The sequence below is a fragment of the Pseudocitrobacter faecalis genome (assembly GCF_965231525.1).
GTDB lineage: Bacteria > Pseudomonadota > Gammaproteobacteria > Enterobacterales > Enterobacteriaceae > Pseudocitrobacter > Pseudocitrobacter faecalis.
Genome location: NZ_CBDDNJ010000001.1, coordinates 11,787 through 29,996 on the forward strand (window position 1 = coordinate 11,787; position 18,210 = coordinate 29,996).

Genomic DNA, 18,210 nt, shown 5'->3' on the forward strand with positions numbered 1-18,210 from the left:
TTTGCCCTTCTCCGGGGTTGGACAACTGAGCACGGCGAAGGCGTCAGTCTCTTTTAGCGGTATCAGGTGGCGGACGCCTGATTATTTTTTGGTATCACCGGCAGCATGACTGATGGCCTGCTGCAGTGCCTCCGCGCTGGTGTATCCAGGGATCACCGTCACATTATCAGCGCTGGCGCCGGTTGACGGGAGAACCACCAGGGCCGGGGTACCGCTGAAGCCCAGCTGCTGCGCGAGTGTGTTTATGTCATCCAGGGTCCCCTGAACGTCAGGGGCTGTCTTCGCATCGAACTTCACGGCTTTTGCGGCCGCGCTGATATCAGCATCGGTCAGCTTGCCCTCGTTGTGGCCAGTGGCGTAAATCGCGTTGTGATAGTTAAGGTAAGCATCGGCCCCCTTCTGCTTCCAGACCTGGAGCCCGGTTTTCGCCGCACTGAGCGACGCCGGCCAGCGCTGGCCAAATATCGGGAATTCCTTGAACACAAAGCGCACGTTCGGGTTTGCTTTTATTACCTTCTCCAGCTCCGGCGCCAGGCGGGCACAGTAGATGCACTGGTAATCGAAAAACTCGACGACAGTGACTTTTGCGTCGGCCGGCCCATATGACGGCGTGCCTTTATCGTTCAGCAACGCCGCCTGATTCTGAACCACGGCGGCCGTCATTGCCTGCTGCTGCTTCTCCTGCTGTTGAGCCTGCAGCTTCTGGCTGACCTCAACCAGCACCTCCGGATGGGCCAGCAGGTAGTCTTTCGCGATTTCACCAATGCGGGCTTCCTGCTCCGGGGTAAAGGCAGCGGCAGTTTTCTCTGCTGCCCCCACCATGCCGGAAACCAGAAAACCTGCGGCAAGCATGACTGAAAGGGTTTTATTCATGTTCATCCTGTGTTTTTCTCTTTTCGGTTGTTATCAGTTCGTTCCGTGCACGCGTGGCGACGTTTCTGACCGCCCTGCGCATTTGTTTGGCGTGCTCCTGAGCCATTCGCTCCACAGCATACGCCGCCTCCTCAGCACTCACCGCTGCGACCGGTTCACCGGCAAGGTTTTTACGCCACGCGCCCACCGTCATGGCGCCCAGATATGCATCCGAGCGGGTGACTGCGGCAAGGCAGCGTTTCAGCGTCTTCACGGAAATCTCCAGCCCGCGACGGCGAATGTCATTGACCATTGCCTCCCGGATGTTGAGCGCCAGGAGTTGCGGCTGGCCGTCCGTCATCAGGGCCGGCCAGCAACCCTCCAGGAGCGCGAACGCGTCCGCAAGCGGCATGACCTTCCGGTAAACCGGTTCCGGTGCAGGTTTGCGCCTGGCCGCCCGCATGGCCTCCCGCTCCTGCGCCTGGCGCTCTGCCCACAGCCGCGCTTTTTCGGCTTTTCGGGCAGCCTTCTCGTCCGCCTGCGCTTTTTTCGCGCTCTCTTCCTCCGCCTGCTTCCTGACCTTCCAGGCAGGCGTCGTGTTCACCACCACGGTCTTTTTACGCGTGACCCGGACCGGTCCCGCAACGTCCGGTTCACTGTTGTTTACGGCACGCTGACCTTCTGGCCCCGTCTTACGACGCAGCGTCAGCGTGGGACGCCCCTGCTCTTTCATCCTGCCTCCGGATAAATCTGTTTCACGTGTATTCCCCTGACTGATCTTATTCTGACACGGCAGATATCACATCACCATCAGTCCGATGACGGCCAGGTGCACCGCGTAGAACAGCGGGAAAAATTCGCGTGGCCAGAACCGTGGCACACGGTAACAGGTCCGGCTCAGCACCGTCAGGGGAACGCCGGGTATTACCAGACCCGCAATGGCAAAGGCGGCGCTGTCCGCGACGTTGAGCGCGAGTATGGCCAGCGCCAGACACAGCGCAAGTCCCGTGCGCGTGGTGCGCCGGGCCGTCATACAGACGCCGCAGGCCAGCATCAGCATGACTACCCCCGCCAGTCCATAGCTTCCCTCTGAAAACGGCAGCCAGGCCAGAACCAGCATCAGGGAGAGCGGCCACGTGCGCGGCCCGTGCCGCTGCATCAGCGCCAGTGCCTGTCCGCTGACCGCAAAGGCAAACAGGATATTGCCCAGGTCCGGACGAAGCCCGGCCAGTATCCAGCCGCCCTGCGCCACGCCCGCCCATATCCAGAGCCGGTTCAGTGCGCGCTGCTGAATCTGCGGATGGCGGGCGAGGTTCATGGCCCAGACCAGGCCAAAGAGCGGAAACGCTCCCCGACCGGCAAGACGCAGCCAGTCATTATCCAGTCCGCACAGCATGCTGATGTGGTCGGCCACCATCAGGAGCAGCGCCACGGTTTTGATAAGGTCGGTCTGCCCGGGCGTCCAGATAACCAGCCGCTGCAGCCAGCAGTCGGCCACCACCACAAGAGGGAACAGCGGATGGTTTTCAGCACGCATATCAGTCGCCTCCCAGGGTCTTTTCACGCTCAAGGTCGCGCACCGTCTCGCGCTCCATCTGCTGCAGGCGGTCCCGCTGCACGTTCTCGCGCACCACCTGAGACACCGCCTCATCCCGGCGGCGTTCTTCCGGCGTATCCGGCAGCGTGAGGGGAGATGCCGGCGTTTCTTTTATCCGATCCATATCCCGCACCACATCCCGGACGGCGACGTCAGCCCCTCCGGCCGGCCCGTCGCCGCTGCGGGCCATCTCACGGACCGCCTCTTCAGCACGCTTATCCAGCTCCCGCTGCACCTCAGCCTCCCGGGCCTGCTGTGCCAGCACCTCCGGCGGCACCGTTTCTGCGGGCTGCGTACCGGTGCTGTCGGGCAGGCTGTCGGCCCAGACCCGACCGCCGGTAATGGCGCCGGGGTTCCACGGTCTCGCCTCACCTGCGAGCCGTACCACCACGCCGCTCTGCGGATTCTCCCGCGCGAGCCGCACGCCCTCTTCCATATCCCTCGCCAGCAGCGACTCGCCGTTACGGCTGACCTGCAGGCCCGCAAACGCCGCGTCCCCGTTGCCCATCACACGACCGTCGCCACCGAGTCCCTTAAGCTGCCCGTCTCCGGAGGTCAGAGTGCTCAGCCAGACGCCCGCCTGCCTGCCGTTGCGGTCAAAAGCGGGTAGCGCCACGTGCGGCTGCGGGTATTTACGCCCCGGCGAGATAAATTTCGCCATTGAGCCTTCGGGCTGCAGCCCGGCCTGGCGCAGCGCAGCGCGACCGGCAGGCACCTCACCCAGCGCTTTTGCCGTCGCCGTCAGGCGGGCGGCATTCGTGACGGCGCGGTCGCCGCGAGGTTCGAGAATGTCATGCGCCGTACTTTTCGCCTGCGATTTTTCCATCGCGGCCACCCACTTATCCCGGTTGTCGGTATAGACCTGCGCGTGCTGCTTCATGCGGCTCAGCGCTACGTAGGCTGACTCGAAGCTCACCATCCGCTTACGTCCGCCGTCCGTGCCCTGCAGGGAGATGGAGAAGGGTTCGCTCGCCCCCTGTGAGCCTTCAACGGTGACGGCATAGGCCAGGTCGATGTGCTGCTCTGCCTGCTCCGCTGACGGCGTGAGCGTACGGGTTTGTTTTCCATTCGACAGAGTGACACTGTCACCTTTTATCTCGCTGACCGACCAGACGCTGTTGGCCACGAAGCCCCGCTCGTTGTCGCTTTTCGAAAAGCGCATCCGGTCGCCTTCCGACACGGTGATGGTGTCCTGACGGTAGAGCGTGACGCCCTCTGTCGCAGCCTGCGCGGGCGACAGGCTGCGGGTGTTGCCCTGCGTATCTTTGAGCGTCACCAGGTGCGCTTCCCCGTCCAGCGCCACAATGCTGTAATACGTGCTGTCCAGCAGGACCAGGCTGTCGCGGGATGCCTCCCACGTTGCCATGCGCCGCAGCTCGCCGTCGCGGATATTGGCTGGCGTAAGGACCGGCAGCGTGACCTCTTTTTCGCCCACCTCGCCGGCATCCTGACGGGCATCATGAATCATGGCGTTCACCTGGCGGCGGTCGGCGTTCAGGGCGGTGATAACGATGGTCTGCGCCTGCGCCTCTGGCGTGCGCCCCGTGTAGTCCTTCACGATGGCCTCCAGCAGCGTCGCGGGCTGACCGCCGGGCATCAGGTCGCCAGCCGCCACGGCTTTCGCGATGGCCTCCTCCCGTTCGCGGCTGAACTCCATGACGGAGCTGTCCGGCTGCCAGGCATCCGCCCTGCGCGGCACCTGTGCCGGCGCCACGCTATCAATGGTTGTCAGGGCGCTGCCAATATCACGGTTAATCAGGCTGTAGACGGCAGGTTTTAGTTCCGGCGTCTGGCGGACAATCTCCTGCATCACCGCCACGTCGATGGCACTGCGCTTCTGCAGCAGGCGGAAGGGCTGGCCCGGGGCAATGGACTGCAGCTGGTCAGTATCGCCGCTGGAGACCGCGCGCCCCCCGCCCCCGGCAATCAGGCTGTACGCCTTCGCCATGTCGGCGTTACCGACCATCGAGCTTTCATCCACGAGAAACAGCACGTTGCTGAAGTCCGGTCGTTCGCCGCCGCGCAGCTGCTGCTGCGTGTCGTGAATAAAGGCCGCCAGCGTCTGCGTTTCGGATACGCCCGCGTCGCGCATCTCGCTCACCGCCCTGTGGGTGGGAGCCACGCCGATAACCCGCGGCTGCTCCCGTTCCGGCAGCGTCCCGATGGCCGACATGACCGCCCGGAACTGGGTGGTCTTACCCACGCCCGCGTAGCCCTGCACCAGGGTAAAACGGTCGGGGGATTCCAGTATCATGCGCGTGGCGTTCCGCTGCCCGTCGGTCAGCCCCGCCAGCTGCGCGTCCGGAACCTTATCCATCAGCGGGGTGACGGCCTCCTTTCCCTCCAGAACGTGGCGAAGGATACTTTTCTCCGCATTGTACGACTGGCGTGAGACCAGCAGCTGCAGGCCGTTTCCCGTCGATACCGGCACCGACAGCAGGGCGCCGCTGCGTATTTGCCGGTCCGCCTCTTTTTCGATGGCCTGCAGGCTCAGGCTGTCCTGCTCAAATTCTTTCGCGGCGGCCATCAGCTGCGGCTTCGTGAACGCCAGGCCGTTCCCCTCCAGCACCGGAATAGCCAGATGAATGGCCTGCTGCTCCGGCGTGTGCAGCCCGGCTTTCTGGTGCGCCAGGGCATCATCGAGCCTGTCATGCCCCGCCGCATTCTTAATCTGTTCAGACACGACGCTCCAGGCAGACTGACGCGACAGCTTCTTCGTCGTTTTCTGCGCCGTCTGCGCGGAATAAAGCCGTACCGCCCGGCCGCTTAGCGCCAGTTTGTTCAGTGTGGTGTTATCCAGCTCGCGCTGCGACAGCGAGGCAAAAACCGTGGCGCTGTCGCTCACCGAGCGGCCCGGCGACTCCACCCAGCCCTGACCCACCTTCGCGGCGGTAAACGGACTGTCACCGGCGGGCAGGACCACGTCCGTCTTACGCCCGGGCAGGCTGACGACGATCCCCGCCTCACCGAGGGCCTTAACGGTCACCGTATCCCCCCCCTTCAGCCGCGTCCCCTGCGCCTGGCCCAGCACCGCCAGGCGGTCGCCTTCGGCCACCTGAAGCGTGCCGGTGCGGTACAGCGACCAGCTGCTGTTGAGTTCAGACAGGCGGGTCACCCGCGTCTCACCCTGCGCATTACGCAGCGTCAGGCTGTTGTTGCGGCCCGTCACGCGGTCAATGACAAAGCGTTCCCGGCTACGCTCTTCGGCATTCCAGCGCTCCATGACCATCCCCTCCCGGTAGTGGTCGCGCACCTGCTGATGGCGGCTGTCTAGCCAGACCGGCTCCAGTGTGGTGATACTGACCTCCCGCTCGCCCAGCACCTTTTCCGCCTTAAGCGCCTCGCGGACAGTGCCTGTCAGTACGGCCTGCTCGCGCGGTCCGGTGACCTGCACCACGCTGTGTTCACCTGCGCGGACGCTTCGGGCAAAGTCAGCGGCCAGGCGGTCATACCGCTGCCGCCGGTCAGGCTCGCTGATAACCGAAACCTGCGTCTTCTCTCCGCCCTGCCACGCGAGCGTGTTCACTCCAGCTTCTTTCATGACGGTCAGGGCGCTGCCGGTCCCGGTGCGCTGGCCGCTGTCGGCTATCAGCAGCTGGACGTTATGGCGCAGCGCGCCATCGAGCAGCGTCAGCGTTTCTTTCAGGGTCAGCTTCTCACCCTGGTCCACAATCAGCGTGCTGCCGGGCGTAAAGGTCATGCCCTCCGTCAGCCCACGCCTGTCGGTGATATGCTCGCCACTGAGGCGCTCATCCTGCATAAGGGCGCTGCGCGAACGCCTGTCGGCGGCGATAATCTGCACGTCACGCCCCTGTTCACGCGCCATCATCGTCAGTTCCGCCACGCGCTCACGCTGGCCGGCCGCCCCGCCCTGACCGGAAATGATCGCCACCGGCGGACGGTCCTGGGCCAGGACACTCACGGCATCGCTGTATGACCGGCTGCGGGGCACGCTTTTATCCGGAAAAATGTCGGCCTGCCCCGCCCGCTGTAAATCGCGGGTCATGGCAGACACCGACAGCTCATCCAGCACGTGGATGTTCGAGGTAAACAGCCCCTTCTCTTTATCCAGCGGGATGAGCTGCTCATTTTTTATCGCTGCATCGATGCCGTCACGCGCCATCTCCACCATGCCCGGCCTCGCGGGCAGCTGCCCGAGGGTGGTGGCCAGCAGTTCGGAATAGGTGAATCGAGCACGCCGGTCGCTCAGCATCGCTATGGACTGCCCGACGCTGCTGTTAATATCAATGGCTTCAGGCGCTGTAACGGGAATATTTCCCTGCATAACCCGCTGGTCCGCCGCCTCGCGGTAGGCCTGGATGTCAAACCCCGTCGCTTTCAGGGTCTGCATCCACTCGGTCATGCGCTGCTCGGGGTGAACCTTCTGCTTCGACTGGCGGGTGTCGAGCGCCGCCACGTCGCGGGACTTCAGGGACGCGTCATCCCCGACCGCCTCGCTGATGGTCCTGCTGCGGCTGGAATACGGCTCCGTCGGTACGCCCTTCAGCTCCCACATGCCGTGTTTGCCGACCGTCTCAGTCTCATAGCCCATCGCCGCGACGTCATCCTTCAGCGCGGCACGATACAGGCGGCCAAAGGCAATCTGGTTCGCGTAGATATTCTCAATAAACCCGGTTTTACCCACTTTGTCGCTGCTGAGCGTGCGCCACTCATCGCCATGCTGAGTGGCATTAGCCACCACGGCGTGAGTATGCAGCTGCGGCTCCTGGTCGCGGCTGGTATCGTGGTTAAACAGCGCCATCACCAGGTTGCCGGTCAGTTGCGTCTCGCTCCTGCCCTCCGTCATAACCCGCGTGGAGGCCATCGCCTCTATCTGCTTAATGGCGGTCTCCACCGCGCGGTTGTGGGCCTCAATCAGACGCTTATCGCCACCGAGCATGGCCATCACGGAGACACTTTTGGGCGCAGAGAAGGTGAAGTCGTAGCCCGGACGGTGTTTGTTCGCCCCGTCCTGAGTCCGGCTGAGGTCGCTGCCGTCCGGCAGGCGTCCCTCCAGAACCTTCGTAAAGACCTTCTGGTCCACCCCGCCGCTGAGCCCCAGCGCCTTAGCGCCTTCACCCGCCCAGCGCTCGCCCATACTGCCGATAACGTAGTAGTTGTCCTTGTCGGTGTAATAATTGCCCGCGCTGCCGGCGGATTTTACCGATCCAATGCTCATCATCAGATGTATCCTCCCGGCTCAAGATCCTTTTCAGGCTCCCGGTGAACATTGATATTCACTTCTTCACGACGCTGCCTCTTCTGAGGAGACAGTTCATCCTGCTCCGCCTGCCACGCTTCCCATGCCGCCATATCCACCACTTCACCGCTTTCACTGATGCCGGGCGGCAGCTGCTCAGCCTCTTCCGCCTTTGTCTTCAGCTCAGGCTCCACCCCGCCGGTGCCGGCGGCACCCGCTACGGATGCCGAAGCAGATACGGTGTCTGCGGCGCAGGGTGCCGGCTGCTTTGGCTGCTGTGGCTGCTGTGGCTGCTGTGGCTGCTGTGGCTGCTGTGGCTGCTGTGGCTGCTGTGGCTGCTGTGGCTGCTGTGGCTGCTGTGGCTGCTGTGGCTGCTGTGGCTGGCCAGCATTCTCCGCACCGCCCTCTGGCGCGATAACGTCTGCATCAGGTTCAAAGAGCATGGCGATGCTGCGGGATTCATGTTCACGTGCAGCCAACGCGGCATTCAGGCGTTCCTCCGCTTTCCCGTCGATGGTGCGCGGAATGAATTCCGGTGCCACCTTTGGACGCTGCTGATACTTCAGCGCCATCTTCACGGCAGGATAGGGGCCGGGAAGCGTGACGTAGCAGGAGAGATCCGGTAACGTCTGGACGTCGGAGTAACTCACCAGGGTGATGCGCTCCATGTCCTTGCCGACCGAGGTACCGTCGCGTACCGGGTCCACACCATAGGAATACTGCTCGGATGCTTTAAGGATTTCTTTCTCACCGATTTCACCGGCGGCGAACTCCGCGATATTGCGCGACGGCGAGCGGAAAAAGGCACGGGTGTTCAGCACGTCGAACAGCGTTTCCGCCGGTTTCTGCCCGTAAATATCTTCCAGCTGGGCGTAGGACTGGATGCCAATGACGTAGCAGCCGCCAAACTTACGTGCCTCCGGCAGGATCTCAACCAGGTCCGGCAGCTTGTGCAGGGTCGGCAGCTCGTCGGCGAAGATCCACACGCGACGGTTACGGTTTTCACCCATCGCCAGCAGCCCGCGAATGGCGATGGACAGCCACATGGATATAACTGGCTTGAGGGAAGCATGGGTATCAGCATTGGAGGAGATAAACAGCCAGCCATTTTTGCCATCCTCACGAACGCCGCGCATCCAGTCGCGTATGGTGAATGACTCGCCGTTATTTTCGATACCCTGCAGGTAACGGATGGCCTTGACGTAGTTGGTCAGCACGGCGCGGATGGAGATGGCCGTTTTCTCTATTTTCTCTTCCACCAGGTTCGCCGCCGGGGAGTTTTTCAGGTACGAGCGCAGCTTCTCAATCTTGATGGAAAGCAGGGTGTCGACCAGCTTGCTGTAGCTTCGGTCCTTATCGTTGCGCATCAGATAAGCGGCTTCGGCAAAGATGGTACGCCCCGAACCCTGCCAGAAGGGATCTTCCTTCGTGCCCATAGGAATAAGTGTGTTGGACACGTTGTCGAAGTCAGGCTGTGTCAGGCACTCCCTCCACAGGTCCCATGCGGCGCAGCGCGCATCCAGCGGGTTAAGGATTTTATCCGTGGCCGGATCATAGTAGCTTTTGACGAACTCACAGGAACGGTCATACACGATGACCATGTCGCCACGCTGGCGGGCATAGTTCATCAGGCGGCGGATAACTTCTGATTTACCGGCCCCGACTGTGCCGTGCAGACAGAAGTTCTGGATCTCCGAGTCCTTAATAAGCGGCAGCTCACCGATTTTGATGTCGGATGCGAGACCGTCGCGTCTGAGCATTTTCGCCACCGCTTTCGGGTCGTCAGTCAGCTGGCGCCCCCCCGTTATCTCGTCCTCACTCTGCTGTTTACCCTGATGGCCCAGAATCCAGGTGGTGACAAAGAAGGTAATAACGCAGACCACGGCCGCAATGATGGCGGCAAGAATAAAGGCCGTCCAGACCTGATCGGCGCACCACTGGATATATTTGTCCTGCAGTATTTGCTGCGCGTTGTACTTCAGCTCTTGGCCGTAATAACGGATGGTATAGACAGGCTGTGATTTAAACATCTCGCGCATGGGGGCCAGCGTCTGACACCAGTAATAAACCATGCCGTTCACGAACGTCTGCCAGGTCAGTTTAACCGACAGCGTAATCGCGACAATGATGCCGAAGAGAATAACCAGACAGTACAATATGATGTTAGCGATCTGGCTGAACATACGGATGCGCATGTTCGCGATCTGACCCCCTTGAGTCATATCTTTAGCATTAAAACTCATATTGATAATCCCGTATTAAGCGAGGAAGTTATGCAGAGAAAGTGGCGGCGATTACTAAAGCCTGTTCCTATTCGATAACCTGAAAAAAGCGATAAATTTATTTATGGCTATTTTCAGGTTGGATAAGTCCGGGATGACTCCCGGACGCGTCAGTTTTTTCAGGCGCAATTGAAAGTTTCAAGTTCAAATTCAGCCTGTCGGCAACCTTCATGCCAGTCTGATTCGTTGATACTAACGGCCAGGGTCCGAATGGATGCACACACCTCCCTTAGATGGAGGGGATGGTATTCCTCGAACGCTATATTCAGGAATGTGAATCGATATCCTGCCCAGTACGCGATGGTGTCCTGGCTATGGTCCTCAGGAAGCGAACCCAGCGCCCGCAACCAGCTGGTTGCTCTGACCAGCTCACTTTCGATATGAATAAGCACACTCAGGTTGTTTGCGTATGACGTCTCAATAGTTTTATTCATGGTCATACCCATAATGTAGAAAAGAGAAAGCTGTATTGACGCCCGCTTCAGCCCCCTACTACCATCCTCCAGCCAAACCAACACCCAGTGCGGAATTGCTTGAAGAATCCCAGGACACATTAAGACGAACGTTAGTATTGGGGGAGGTTTTGTACTGCATCCCCGCTGCTAATGCGTTGCCGTTCTGGTAATTCCCCAGCCCAACGCCGTAAGAAAAATTGTTTTCGGCAACATAAGGAATGCTCGCGATTGCAGTGACACCGGCAACACCCGCATTGAGTTTGTTTTCCATGCGGGTCATACGCTTGCTGAGGTGCTTAAAGCGACTGTTCACCGAGTCTGAAAGTGCCGAAAATTTATTATTGGTATAGCTGTTAGCAGACGAAAGCGTCTCACGCGCGCGGGTTTCAGTGTATGTGTTGGCTTTGTCCAGCGTTGCGCTGGAGGCAGTGGCTATCTCCGTGCGGGTAAACTGATTTGCGTTCTTCTCAGCTGTATCAGCAGCATTCCGGGCAAACTGGTTGGCAGAAGTGAGTGCCTCGCCAGCTTTCTTGTCGGTATAGGTGTTAGCCTCTTTGATGGCAACATCAGAGGCACTTGAAATCTGCTTATCCGTATAGGCATTTGCTGAAGCCAGTGTGTCTTGCGACTTCTTGTCAGTGTAGTTATTTGCAGAATCCAGCGTCTCCTTTGCTCTCTGATCGGTATAGGTGTTAGCGGCATTCAGTGTATCTGTCGCCTTTTGATTCAGCTGTGCGACATTTACTGCATCAGTGTCTGCCGTACCCGCCGCGACGTTTGTAAGTTGACGTTCACTACCGATATCTCCAATTGATACCGTGTTCTCACGGTCAGCTACTGAACCTGAACCTATCGCAACGCTATTGGCTTTAGCTGCGGTTGCGTTGTTCCCGATTGCAACACTATTTTCGGCCTGCGCTCTGCCCCCTCCTACTGCTGTACTGTAATCAGCATTTGCTAAGCTATTGGCGCCAAGTGCGCTACTGAACCGGCCGTTGACATTAGCATTTGAACCAATAGCTGTACCATACTCGCCAGCTATGGAGGAAACGCCGATGGCTACCCCACGTAAGCCAGCGTTAGCACTCGATCCACTGGCAACACCATAATCATCAGCAACAGCGCGGGAGCCAACGGCCTGTGCTCCAACCCCTGCAGTCGCTTGTGTCCCCATCGCAACCCCGCTATCTCCGGCATATGCTGCATATCCGCTTGCAACACCGTAAGTAGCAGCATTTGCGGCATATCCACTTGAAATGCCATATTTGTCTGCATTTGCATTCAGGCCTGTGGCTATACCGTAGTCTCCAGCTTTAGAATTTGAGCCAGTGGCAATGCCAATAAGGCCTGCTGAAGCGCCAGATCCGGTTGCGATACCGTAGTTATCAGCTTTAGCGTACGCCCCGTTGGCCACACCATATTGTCCTGCTGTTGCGTGGTCACCCGTTGCAATACCATAATCACCGGCCGTAGCACTATTCCCACTTGCGATACCAGCAGCATATGCAGCACAGGTAAATGTATTGATCATTGCGACAAAGGCTAATGGGGTTAGAATAGATTTGGCTACTTTCATTTATGTTCCTGACGTATTTGTTTGTGGTTGATGTACCTCATTCATCGTTGGCGCGATGAATGAGGCGTTGCACACCCCGGCATCTGTTGGCGCAGATGTCGGGCCTTTAACAATTAAGAATAACGATACCTTGTCTGAAATAATTTACTTTATGATAAAAGCACGCACCTCCAATTTACTACTTGAATTTTTCTTACGGGAGTAAAATTAACACTAAACATATCATTCAAAATAATTAATGATAATAAAACAACCCGGTTACACCGACAACTGTTCAAGACCTCACAAATAAATTGAGTGGCCTTTAAAGGTTTCATTATTAAAGCTCAGATGCCGTAGTAATCTCTATAAAACAATTGCTTTTTAAGAGGTATGAAAGAACACTGGCATTACAGAATATTTGATATTGATTTCGCCAACTGTTCTTCTAACACTGCTGGGCTTCGGAGAATTTCAGATTAACTTTGTTCGCTTTAGACTGGAGACCGCTCATGTCTTTATCAGACGTGTTTTTGATCTGCAGAAAAACGGTACGCTCGCTTGATGGTTCAAGCCAGACCTTTTCGCTCATCTGCGTTTGACCTCAAGGTTACGTTTCTTAATTGCTGTGCTCATCGCACCCTGAAAGGGCCAGCGTGGAACTGACCAGCGGTCACCATAATCATCTTTTTCATTAACGTTATTTCCTTTGTTTATTATATCCATTCATAGCTTGGCGATTGCCCATAATCTAATATAAGTAAGGGTATCTAACTGTCCGAGCGTCTGTATGATTCAGATGAACACCCATAAAAATTACCAGAAGTATCAACTAGCCCGCACATTGGCAATCCTGTAGCTGGATTCAATCCAGCTCCCGTAGAATCGTGTAGTTCTGATTCATAAGGAAATGGATCACTTTGAAACGCACGGTCAAAATAAAACTGATCTTTTAGAGATTCATCTCCAACAGTTACACCACTTATTACACAGACCCTGTAGATCGAGAGCCCGAAAAATATCAGTAGTGCCAACATAGGAAAACAGAGTGCGGGTACCGAAAGAACCATGTACATTACCGGTGAAACATCTTTCTGACTATGCAAAGACTTCTGCTTGCGAACTCGATAATTTATCCATGCAAATATACTTTCCCACATAATTAACAACGCAAGTATCAGGAGCGTGAAGGATGTTGCCCACCCTGCAAGCGAGCAGGCGATATACTGTATAAGCAGAACCCACATAATTCGCATCAGCTCTTTCATATCCGATAATCTCCCTAGTCATTTCTTACGATTATTCTCCAGTTTCTTTGCTTTTTCCAGAAGTTCTTCAGAACTGTCAGCTCCCGGAATAGCGTTTTGTGATGCTTTCTCGCTATTGTACATAGTTCCCTGATTATTTGCTTCTGACTGGTGATGACGCTCCAGTGCTGAATACTGATTATCGACGGACGCTGAAGCTCCCTTTATTTCACTTTGTGTTCCTGAGATATTATTTCGCGTCTCAGTCATCATGCCGTCTACCGAGCCTTTCACATTCCCTTTAATACCTGCGTCTGACGTTGCACTTTCAATGGAAGCCTTATGCGCCGCATGGTCAGATAACACCTCCTGACGCCCGCCTCCGGCTGACACATTTTCCATACTTTGCCCCAGCCCGTCTTTCGCATCCGAATACGCATTATCCACCGAAGGCTGAACCTGACTTTGTACAAATGACCATGCCAGTTCTCTTCGTTTCGCTGCAACCTCTGGTGAACCCGTATCCGTCAGCAAAGAATCGGCATCATGCGGTGCCTGTTTACGAACGTATTGGGCAAACTGCTGGTTGAGATCTTCGTTAATCTGCCCGCTCATGGTTTCGGTTCGGGATGCCATTTCAGCATATTCCTTGCTGCGTGCCTGGCTGGTCGAGTACTGTTCAAGGCTTTGTTTTGCAGAACTCAGTGATGCAGACAACTGGTCCGCACGTGATGCGGCGTTGTTATCCGTATGACTGCCTGATTCATTTATCTTGCGGCTGGTAAAGTAATCGCTGGCCTCCTTGAAGTCTTTGGTGGATTTTGCATCAATATCATGACGCGCATCCTGGCTCGCTCGCGAGCTGCTGCTTGCCTGATGAGAGTCTAAATCATCAAAGTCGACGCTGGCTTTAGCACCTGCCCTGAAACTAACTCCACCACCTGTACCGAAAGCCTTAATCCCTATACCACCATGTGCACTTGCATCACCATAAAGACCAGCGGAAGCGCGAGAACTACGTGAAGCCAGTTCCTGAGTCGCCTGATCATTACTGATGTTATGCGCCTTCGCATAGCTCTCCACCGCAGTGCGCATCTTGCTGGCCATCATGGAGTCCTGCGCGCTCATCGTGCTGTCGGCCCCCTGCGTCATCGAGTCGCTGCTCCCCCGGTTAGTACCAAACTGGCTGAGAGTCTGCCACGTGCTTGACATACTGCTACTAAAGCTCTGCATCGCGCTCTGGGACTGCGTCTGGGCCTCGCGAGCCATCTCCTGCTGCGCTGAGGCCAGTTGACGGGCAAAATTAATACTCACGGGCAGCTTACTCGTGGCCTGAGTGGAGTCTGTCACCGTACTGCCGTCACGCATCTGTGTGGACGTCGCACCATTACCCAGTTGCTGACTCATCTGTCCGAACATGGTCGAACTGTTGGTGTTCCAGCTGTTGCCGCTCACGTTCTCGGTCTGCATGTTGGCGTAGGAGTAGTTACCATCAACAGCACCAGAGGCTGCAGTGGCTGCAGGGCTGATAGCGGAAGAGGCAAGGTGGCTGTAGAGATTTGAGAACCCCGCCCCCAGCCCCTTCAGCATTCCCCATGCAAGCGGGGGGATTAGCATGGACAGATAGCCTGCCGTGGTAGCGAGGTCTGAGTATTTTATCTGCACCTGCGACAACTCCGAGAGAACCACTGGTGAACCGTTTGCCTTCGCATAGAAGGTCATGCAGCTGTTGAGGATGGCGTAAAGCAGCGGCCAGCTCTGCACCCACATGATAGCCAGCACGTACCCCTTCAGCACATTAAGGGTAACGGCATTAAACATCCCGCCCAGCACCATCAGGGGGAATATTCCGATGGTCAGACCGACAATCAACGTCTGAGACATAGGTAGTGAGCGTAATGCCACCTGACCGACCGTCGCATGCGCCAGCCGCTGCTTCTCCATTGATGACGTAGTGGCGATATTCAGCAGGCTTGAGGTGTCACCGTTGCGGGCTGCATAGCTCATGATGCCATTTCGCAAAGCGTTCATCGTCACATTCTGACGGACAATCGACGCGGCGCTCTGACCGGCTCCATAGAAATAGTTATAGCTGTCCCCGATCATCTGGCTGAACAAAATGTCAGGATTCGGACGTCCGCCAAAAAGCTGACGCACGTAGTAACTCCAGGTTTTTCCTCCGGTCTGAGTATCCAGGGCAAGCTTTGGCTTAATTACCGCAGCGGCTTCTTCACAGGTTAAAAACTGATTATTGTTGTTGAATATCCCCCTCAGCGGACTCGGCTTTGAGAAAATTAGCGTATACGGGTCTGCGCTGTTCATCAGCTCTTCCATGGTATATTTTCCATTCAGGAAAATATCGCCCATCACGCAGTTCTGCACATAGTCCGTGAATATCGTCGTTATCTCTGGGTTCTGTGATAAAAAGTCCGTACTGCGTGAAACCAGATTCGCCCCAAATATCATGCCGGTTTTGCTGTAGGTGATGCTGTCGGGCTGTGAAAAGACCATTTCATACCCCTGAACAAGGGCATATCCGATTTTGGTGGTCAGCGATGCAGGCAGTGCCAGCCCGACGGGCACGTTATCGACTTTATAGACCTTTGTCTGATTACTGATATCGATTATTTGTACGGAGGTGCGAACACTGACCAGCAGCGACATCAGCACAATGACGCCTGCCCAGCCCAGCATATCCATAATGTTGTGACGTCGTATCCACGAAATGGCCACAACCAGCACAGAGAAAGCCGTCGCAATACGCCGAATAACAACCCAGTTCTCCGTCGACATGAACGTGACGATCGCATTCAACGTCTGCGTCAGCCAGTCGCCGCCCGCGATGACATAGATTTCCTGCATCAGCGCGCCCCCCCGAAGTGATAGTTGTTCTGGTAGCGCTGCAGCATGCGTGCCGAGACCTGCTGGCGCATGTAGCTCATCTGCCGGTCAACAACCAGAAGCGCATCCTGCTGTACCTGCACCTGTGCCTGGAAGGAGGCTATCTGCCGCGTGGCTTCGTTGAGGTTATTATTGATGCTGTCGATAACCGCCTGGTCATAGTTTCCCGTTGCCACCATTGCACGGGCCTGCTGGACCAGCTCCTGGATGTACTGGAGCAGAATGTCGTAGCCGATGTAATCGGTTAGCTGATAAACGAGGCTGTTAGAAACCCCCAGCATCTGTGGATCAACCAGGTACTTGAAAACCGGGATGGTAGTACTTGTGATAAATCCCTTCTCTTTCTCGGTTAACTTCAGATCGGCAACGGCTTTGTTCTGAATGCTGGAGAGAATGTCTTTGATCTGATTTTTCAGTGCATTTTTCTGGCTTATCGTGACATTAGCATCGGCGATCACCTTCAGACATTTATCGCTGTCATTACAGTGATACACCCGTGCAGTCCCCCCCTCCATCATGGCCCGAATAAGGTCGCGATCGGTCGTTCTTGCCGGAAGCGGGGTTATATTACCCTTCTCATCAAAGACCATTGTTCCGGTCAGGGTCATGATGAACTCCTTAAGCTCTTTATTCCCGTCAAACATGCGGTTCTTGCCGAGCGCATTCCAGATGACATTGATATTCTTCGTAATGCGCTCTTTATCCTTATCACTGGCCTTATCACGGACCTTATCCATACTTCCTCCCACCGTGCAGCCCTGGCGGGATGCAGCCCAGTCCGCAAACATGTTGCTCTCGCCGGCAATGTCCTGGCAGACCTTCTGCTGGGAGACCTGGGTGCGCGGAAACAGACCGCCGACAATCCCCTGCGCCGCCTGGCAGGAACTGAGGTTCATGCTGTTAATGTCGCTGGCCATCTTCTGCAGGAAGTCTTTTGCGGTCTTGATTTCCGGTACCGTGGTCTGCAGCGCCAGATCGAAGAAGTATCCTGCCGCATTGGACATAATCTGCTTGGCGAAACGCTGCAGCTGCTCGCTGTTAATAAAACTGAAGGAGCCCAGATAGGCATCGATGCCGCCGCAGCCGGCGTTGATGTCGGGCAGCGTCATGGAGACAAGCTGGACGGTTTTCACCTGCGTACGGGCATATAGCGATCCGCCCGTGGCGTAGCCAGCGGCCTGCCCCTGCCAGACCTGTGGTTGGCTGGTATTAGAGTCAAAGCCCAGCTTATTAAAGAAGGTGTTCATGTCACTGTTCACGTCCGCACTAACGGTTGTTGAACAGACGAGAAGCATGCAGCCCAGAAGCCTGCGGTGTCTGAACAGGTTTATCATCATTTCACTCCGCGCATCTGAAGGACCGTATCCATGCGGGCCATAAAGCCCTGTTCGTCGGTCGCGCCCTGCAGCAGGGGCAGGGCTTCAAGGGTGTTTACGTTGACTAGAAAGGTGGTTGGCGTGGCCACGGGCAGGTTGGGGAAAAAGGTTTTCATCACCTCCGGCGGCGCAGGCAGCGCATCGGGAAAGGACGCATCCCCCTGACCGTCGATGGTGTAGGCCATCACCCCAAAACCCACCCGTGCCGACAGCGACTTCAGGACCGGATCAAACTGGTGGCAGTACGGGCAGTGTCCCTGCATAAACAGCACGACCTTCCAGTCGGCCAGATTGACCTGGCGGCCGTTGCTGAGGCGGTACCAGACCGGCTGCTTCTCCGGAAGTGGCCTGGCTTCAGGGCCTTCCGGGGATGATGGCAGAGATCCCGACGCTCGCGCCCCCTGTGGGTGCCATAACGATTTGATCTCGTCCATTGTAGAAGCCTGTGTGGCCAGGCTGAGGGTCATGAGCACCACGATAAACACGGTATGTCTAAGGTTCATGTCGGCATCCTCCGGCATCACGGGCCTTTTCGGCCTTACGGGCGGCATCAATCCAGCGGTTGATGATGCGGTAGCCCCCCCAGAGCGCCATCGATATGCCGATTATCTGCGACAGCAGAATGGCCATCTCCGGCTCGCGCCGGACCAGGCGGGAAACAATGTGAAACCATATCCCGAGGCTCAGCACCCATAATCCGGGCACGTCGAACTCAGGCAGGCGAAAACGGAATTTACGCATGCGA

Annotated in this window: 11 protein-coding genes and 1 pseudogene; all 12 read right to left on the reverse strand. The window is 56.8% G+C overall.

Going from position 1 to position 18,210, the window contains the following annotated elements; translation table 11 throughout:
- Positions 1-81: 81 nt before the first annotated feature.
- Complete coding sequence (locus ACOXYR_RS00080; protein WP_415728496.1) at positions 82-873, reverse strand: DsbA family protein; 792 nt, start codon at positions 871-873, stop codon at positions 82-84.
- Positions 866-1,585 carry a fertility inhibition protein FinO gene (gene finO / locus ACOXYR_RS00085; RefSeq protein ID WP_415728497.1) on the reverse strand — a complete coding sequence of 240 codons (720 nt, stop codon included), beginning with the start codon at positions 1,583-1,585 and terminating at the stop codon, positions 866-868. Before finO ends, ACOXYR_RS00080 begins: the two co-directional genes overlap by 8 nt.
- 66 nt (positions 1,586-1,651) lie before the next feature.
- The gene (traX, locus tag ACOXYR_RS00090; protein WP_415728498.1) at positions 1,652-2,389 is read right to left on the reverse strand and encodes a type-F conjugative transfer system pilin acetylase TraX; all 738 of its coding nucleotides are present in this window, start codon (positions 2,387-2,389) and stop codon (positions 1,652-1,654) included.
- Between the two features lies 1 nt (position 2,390).
- Positions 2,391-7,631: a conjugative transfer relaxase/helicase TraI gene (traI, locus tag ACOXYR_RS00095; RefSeq protein ID WP_421356593.1), complete on the reverse strand. Its 5,241-nt coding sequence runs from the start codon at positions 7,629-7,631 to the stop codon at positions 2,391-2,393.
- Complete coding sequence (traD, locus tag ACOXYR_RS00100; protein WP_421425914.1) at positions 7,631-9,892, reverse strand: type IV conjugative transfer system coupling protein TraD; 2,262 nt, start codon at positions 9,890-9,892, stop codon at positions 7,631-7,633. The genes traI and traD overlap by 1 nt, the downstream gene beginning before the upstream one ends.
- Before the next feature lie 531 nt (positions 9,893-10,423).
- On the reverse strand, positions 10,424-11,962 hold the full coding sequence (locus ACOXYR_RS00105; RefSeq protein ID WP_421356532.1) for a YadA-like family protein: 1,539 nt from the start codon (positions 11,960-11,962) through the stop codon (positions 10,424-10,426).
- Positions 11,963-12,437: 475 nt separating this feature from the next.
- Positions 12,438-12,636 (reverse strand): annotated as a pseudogene (gene traT, locus ACOXYR_RS00110) (complement resistance protein TraT); the annotation flags it as partial.
- Between the two features lie 75 nt (positions 12,637-12,711).
- Positions 12,712-13,209 carry a hypothetical protein gene (locus tag ACOXYR_RS00115; RefSeq protein WP_421356533.1) on the reverse strand — a complete coding sequence of 166 codons (498 nt, stop codon included), beginning with the start codon at positions 13,207-13,209 and terminating at the stop codon, positions 12,712-12,714.
- Between the two features lie 18 nt (positions 13,210-13,227).
- Positions 13,228-16,050: a conjugal transfer mating-pair stabilization protein TraG gene (gene traG / locus ACOXYR_RS00120; protein WP_421356534.1), complete on the reverse strand. Its 2,823-nt coding sequence runs from the start codon at positions 16,048-16,050 to the stop codon at positions 13,228-13,230.
- Positions 16,050-17,423 (reverse strand): conjugal transfer pilus assembly protein TraH, encoded by a 1,374-nt coding sequence (traH, locus tag ACOXYR_RS00125; RefSeq protein WP_415728486.1) that lies wholly within the window; start codon positions 17,421-17,423, stop codon positions 16,050-16,052. The genes traG and traH overlap by 1 nt, the downstream gene beginning before the upstream one ends.
- A complete protein-coding gene (trbB, locus tag ACOXYR_RS00130) occupies positions 17,423-18,016 on the reverse strand; it encodes a type-F conjugative transfer system pilin assembly thiol-disulfide isomerase TrbB (protein WP_415728444.1) in 594 nt (197 codons plus the stop codon). The genes traH and trbB overlap by 1 nt, the downstream gene beginning before the upstream one ends.
- On the reverse strand, positions 17,958-18,206 hold the full coding sequence (traQ, locus tag ACOXYR_RS00135; protein WP_350437470.1) for a type-F conjugative transfer system pilin chaperone TraQ: 249 nt from the start codon (positions 18,204-18,206) through the stop codon (positions 17,958-17,960). The genes trbB and traQ overlap by 59 nt, the downstream gene beginning before the upstream one ends.
- Positions 18,207-18,210 lie beyond the last annotated feature (4 nt).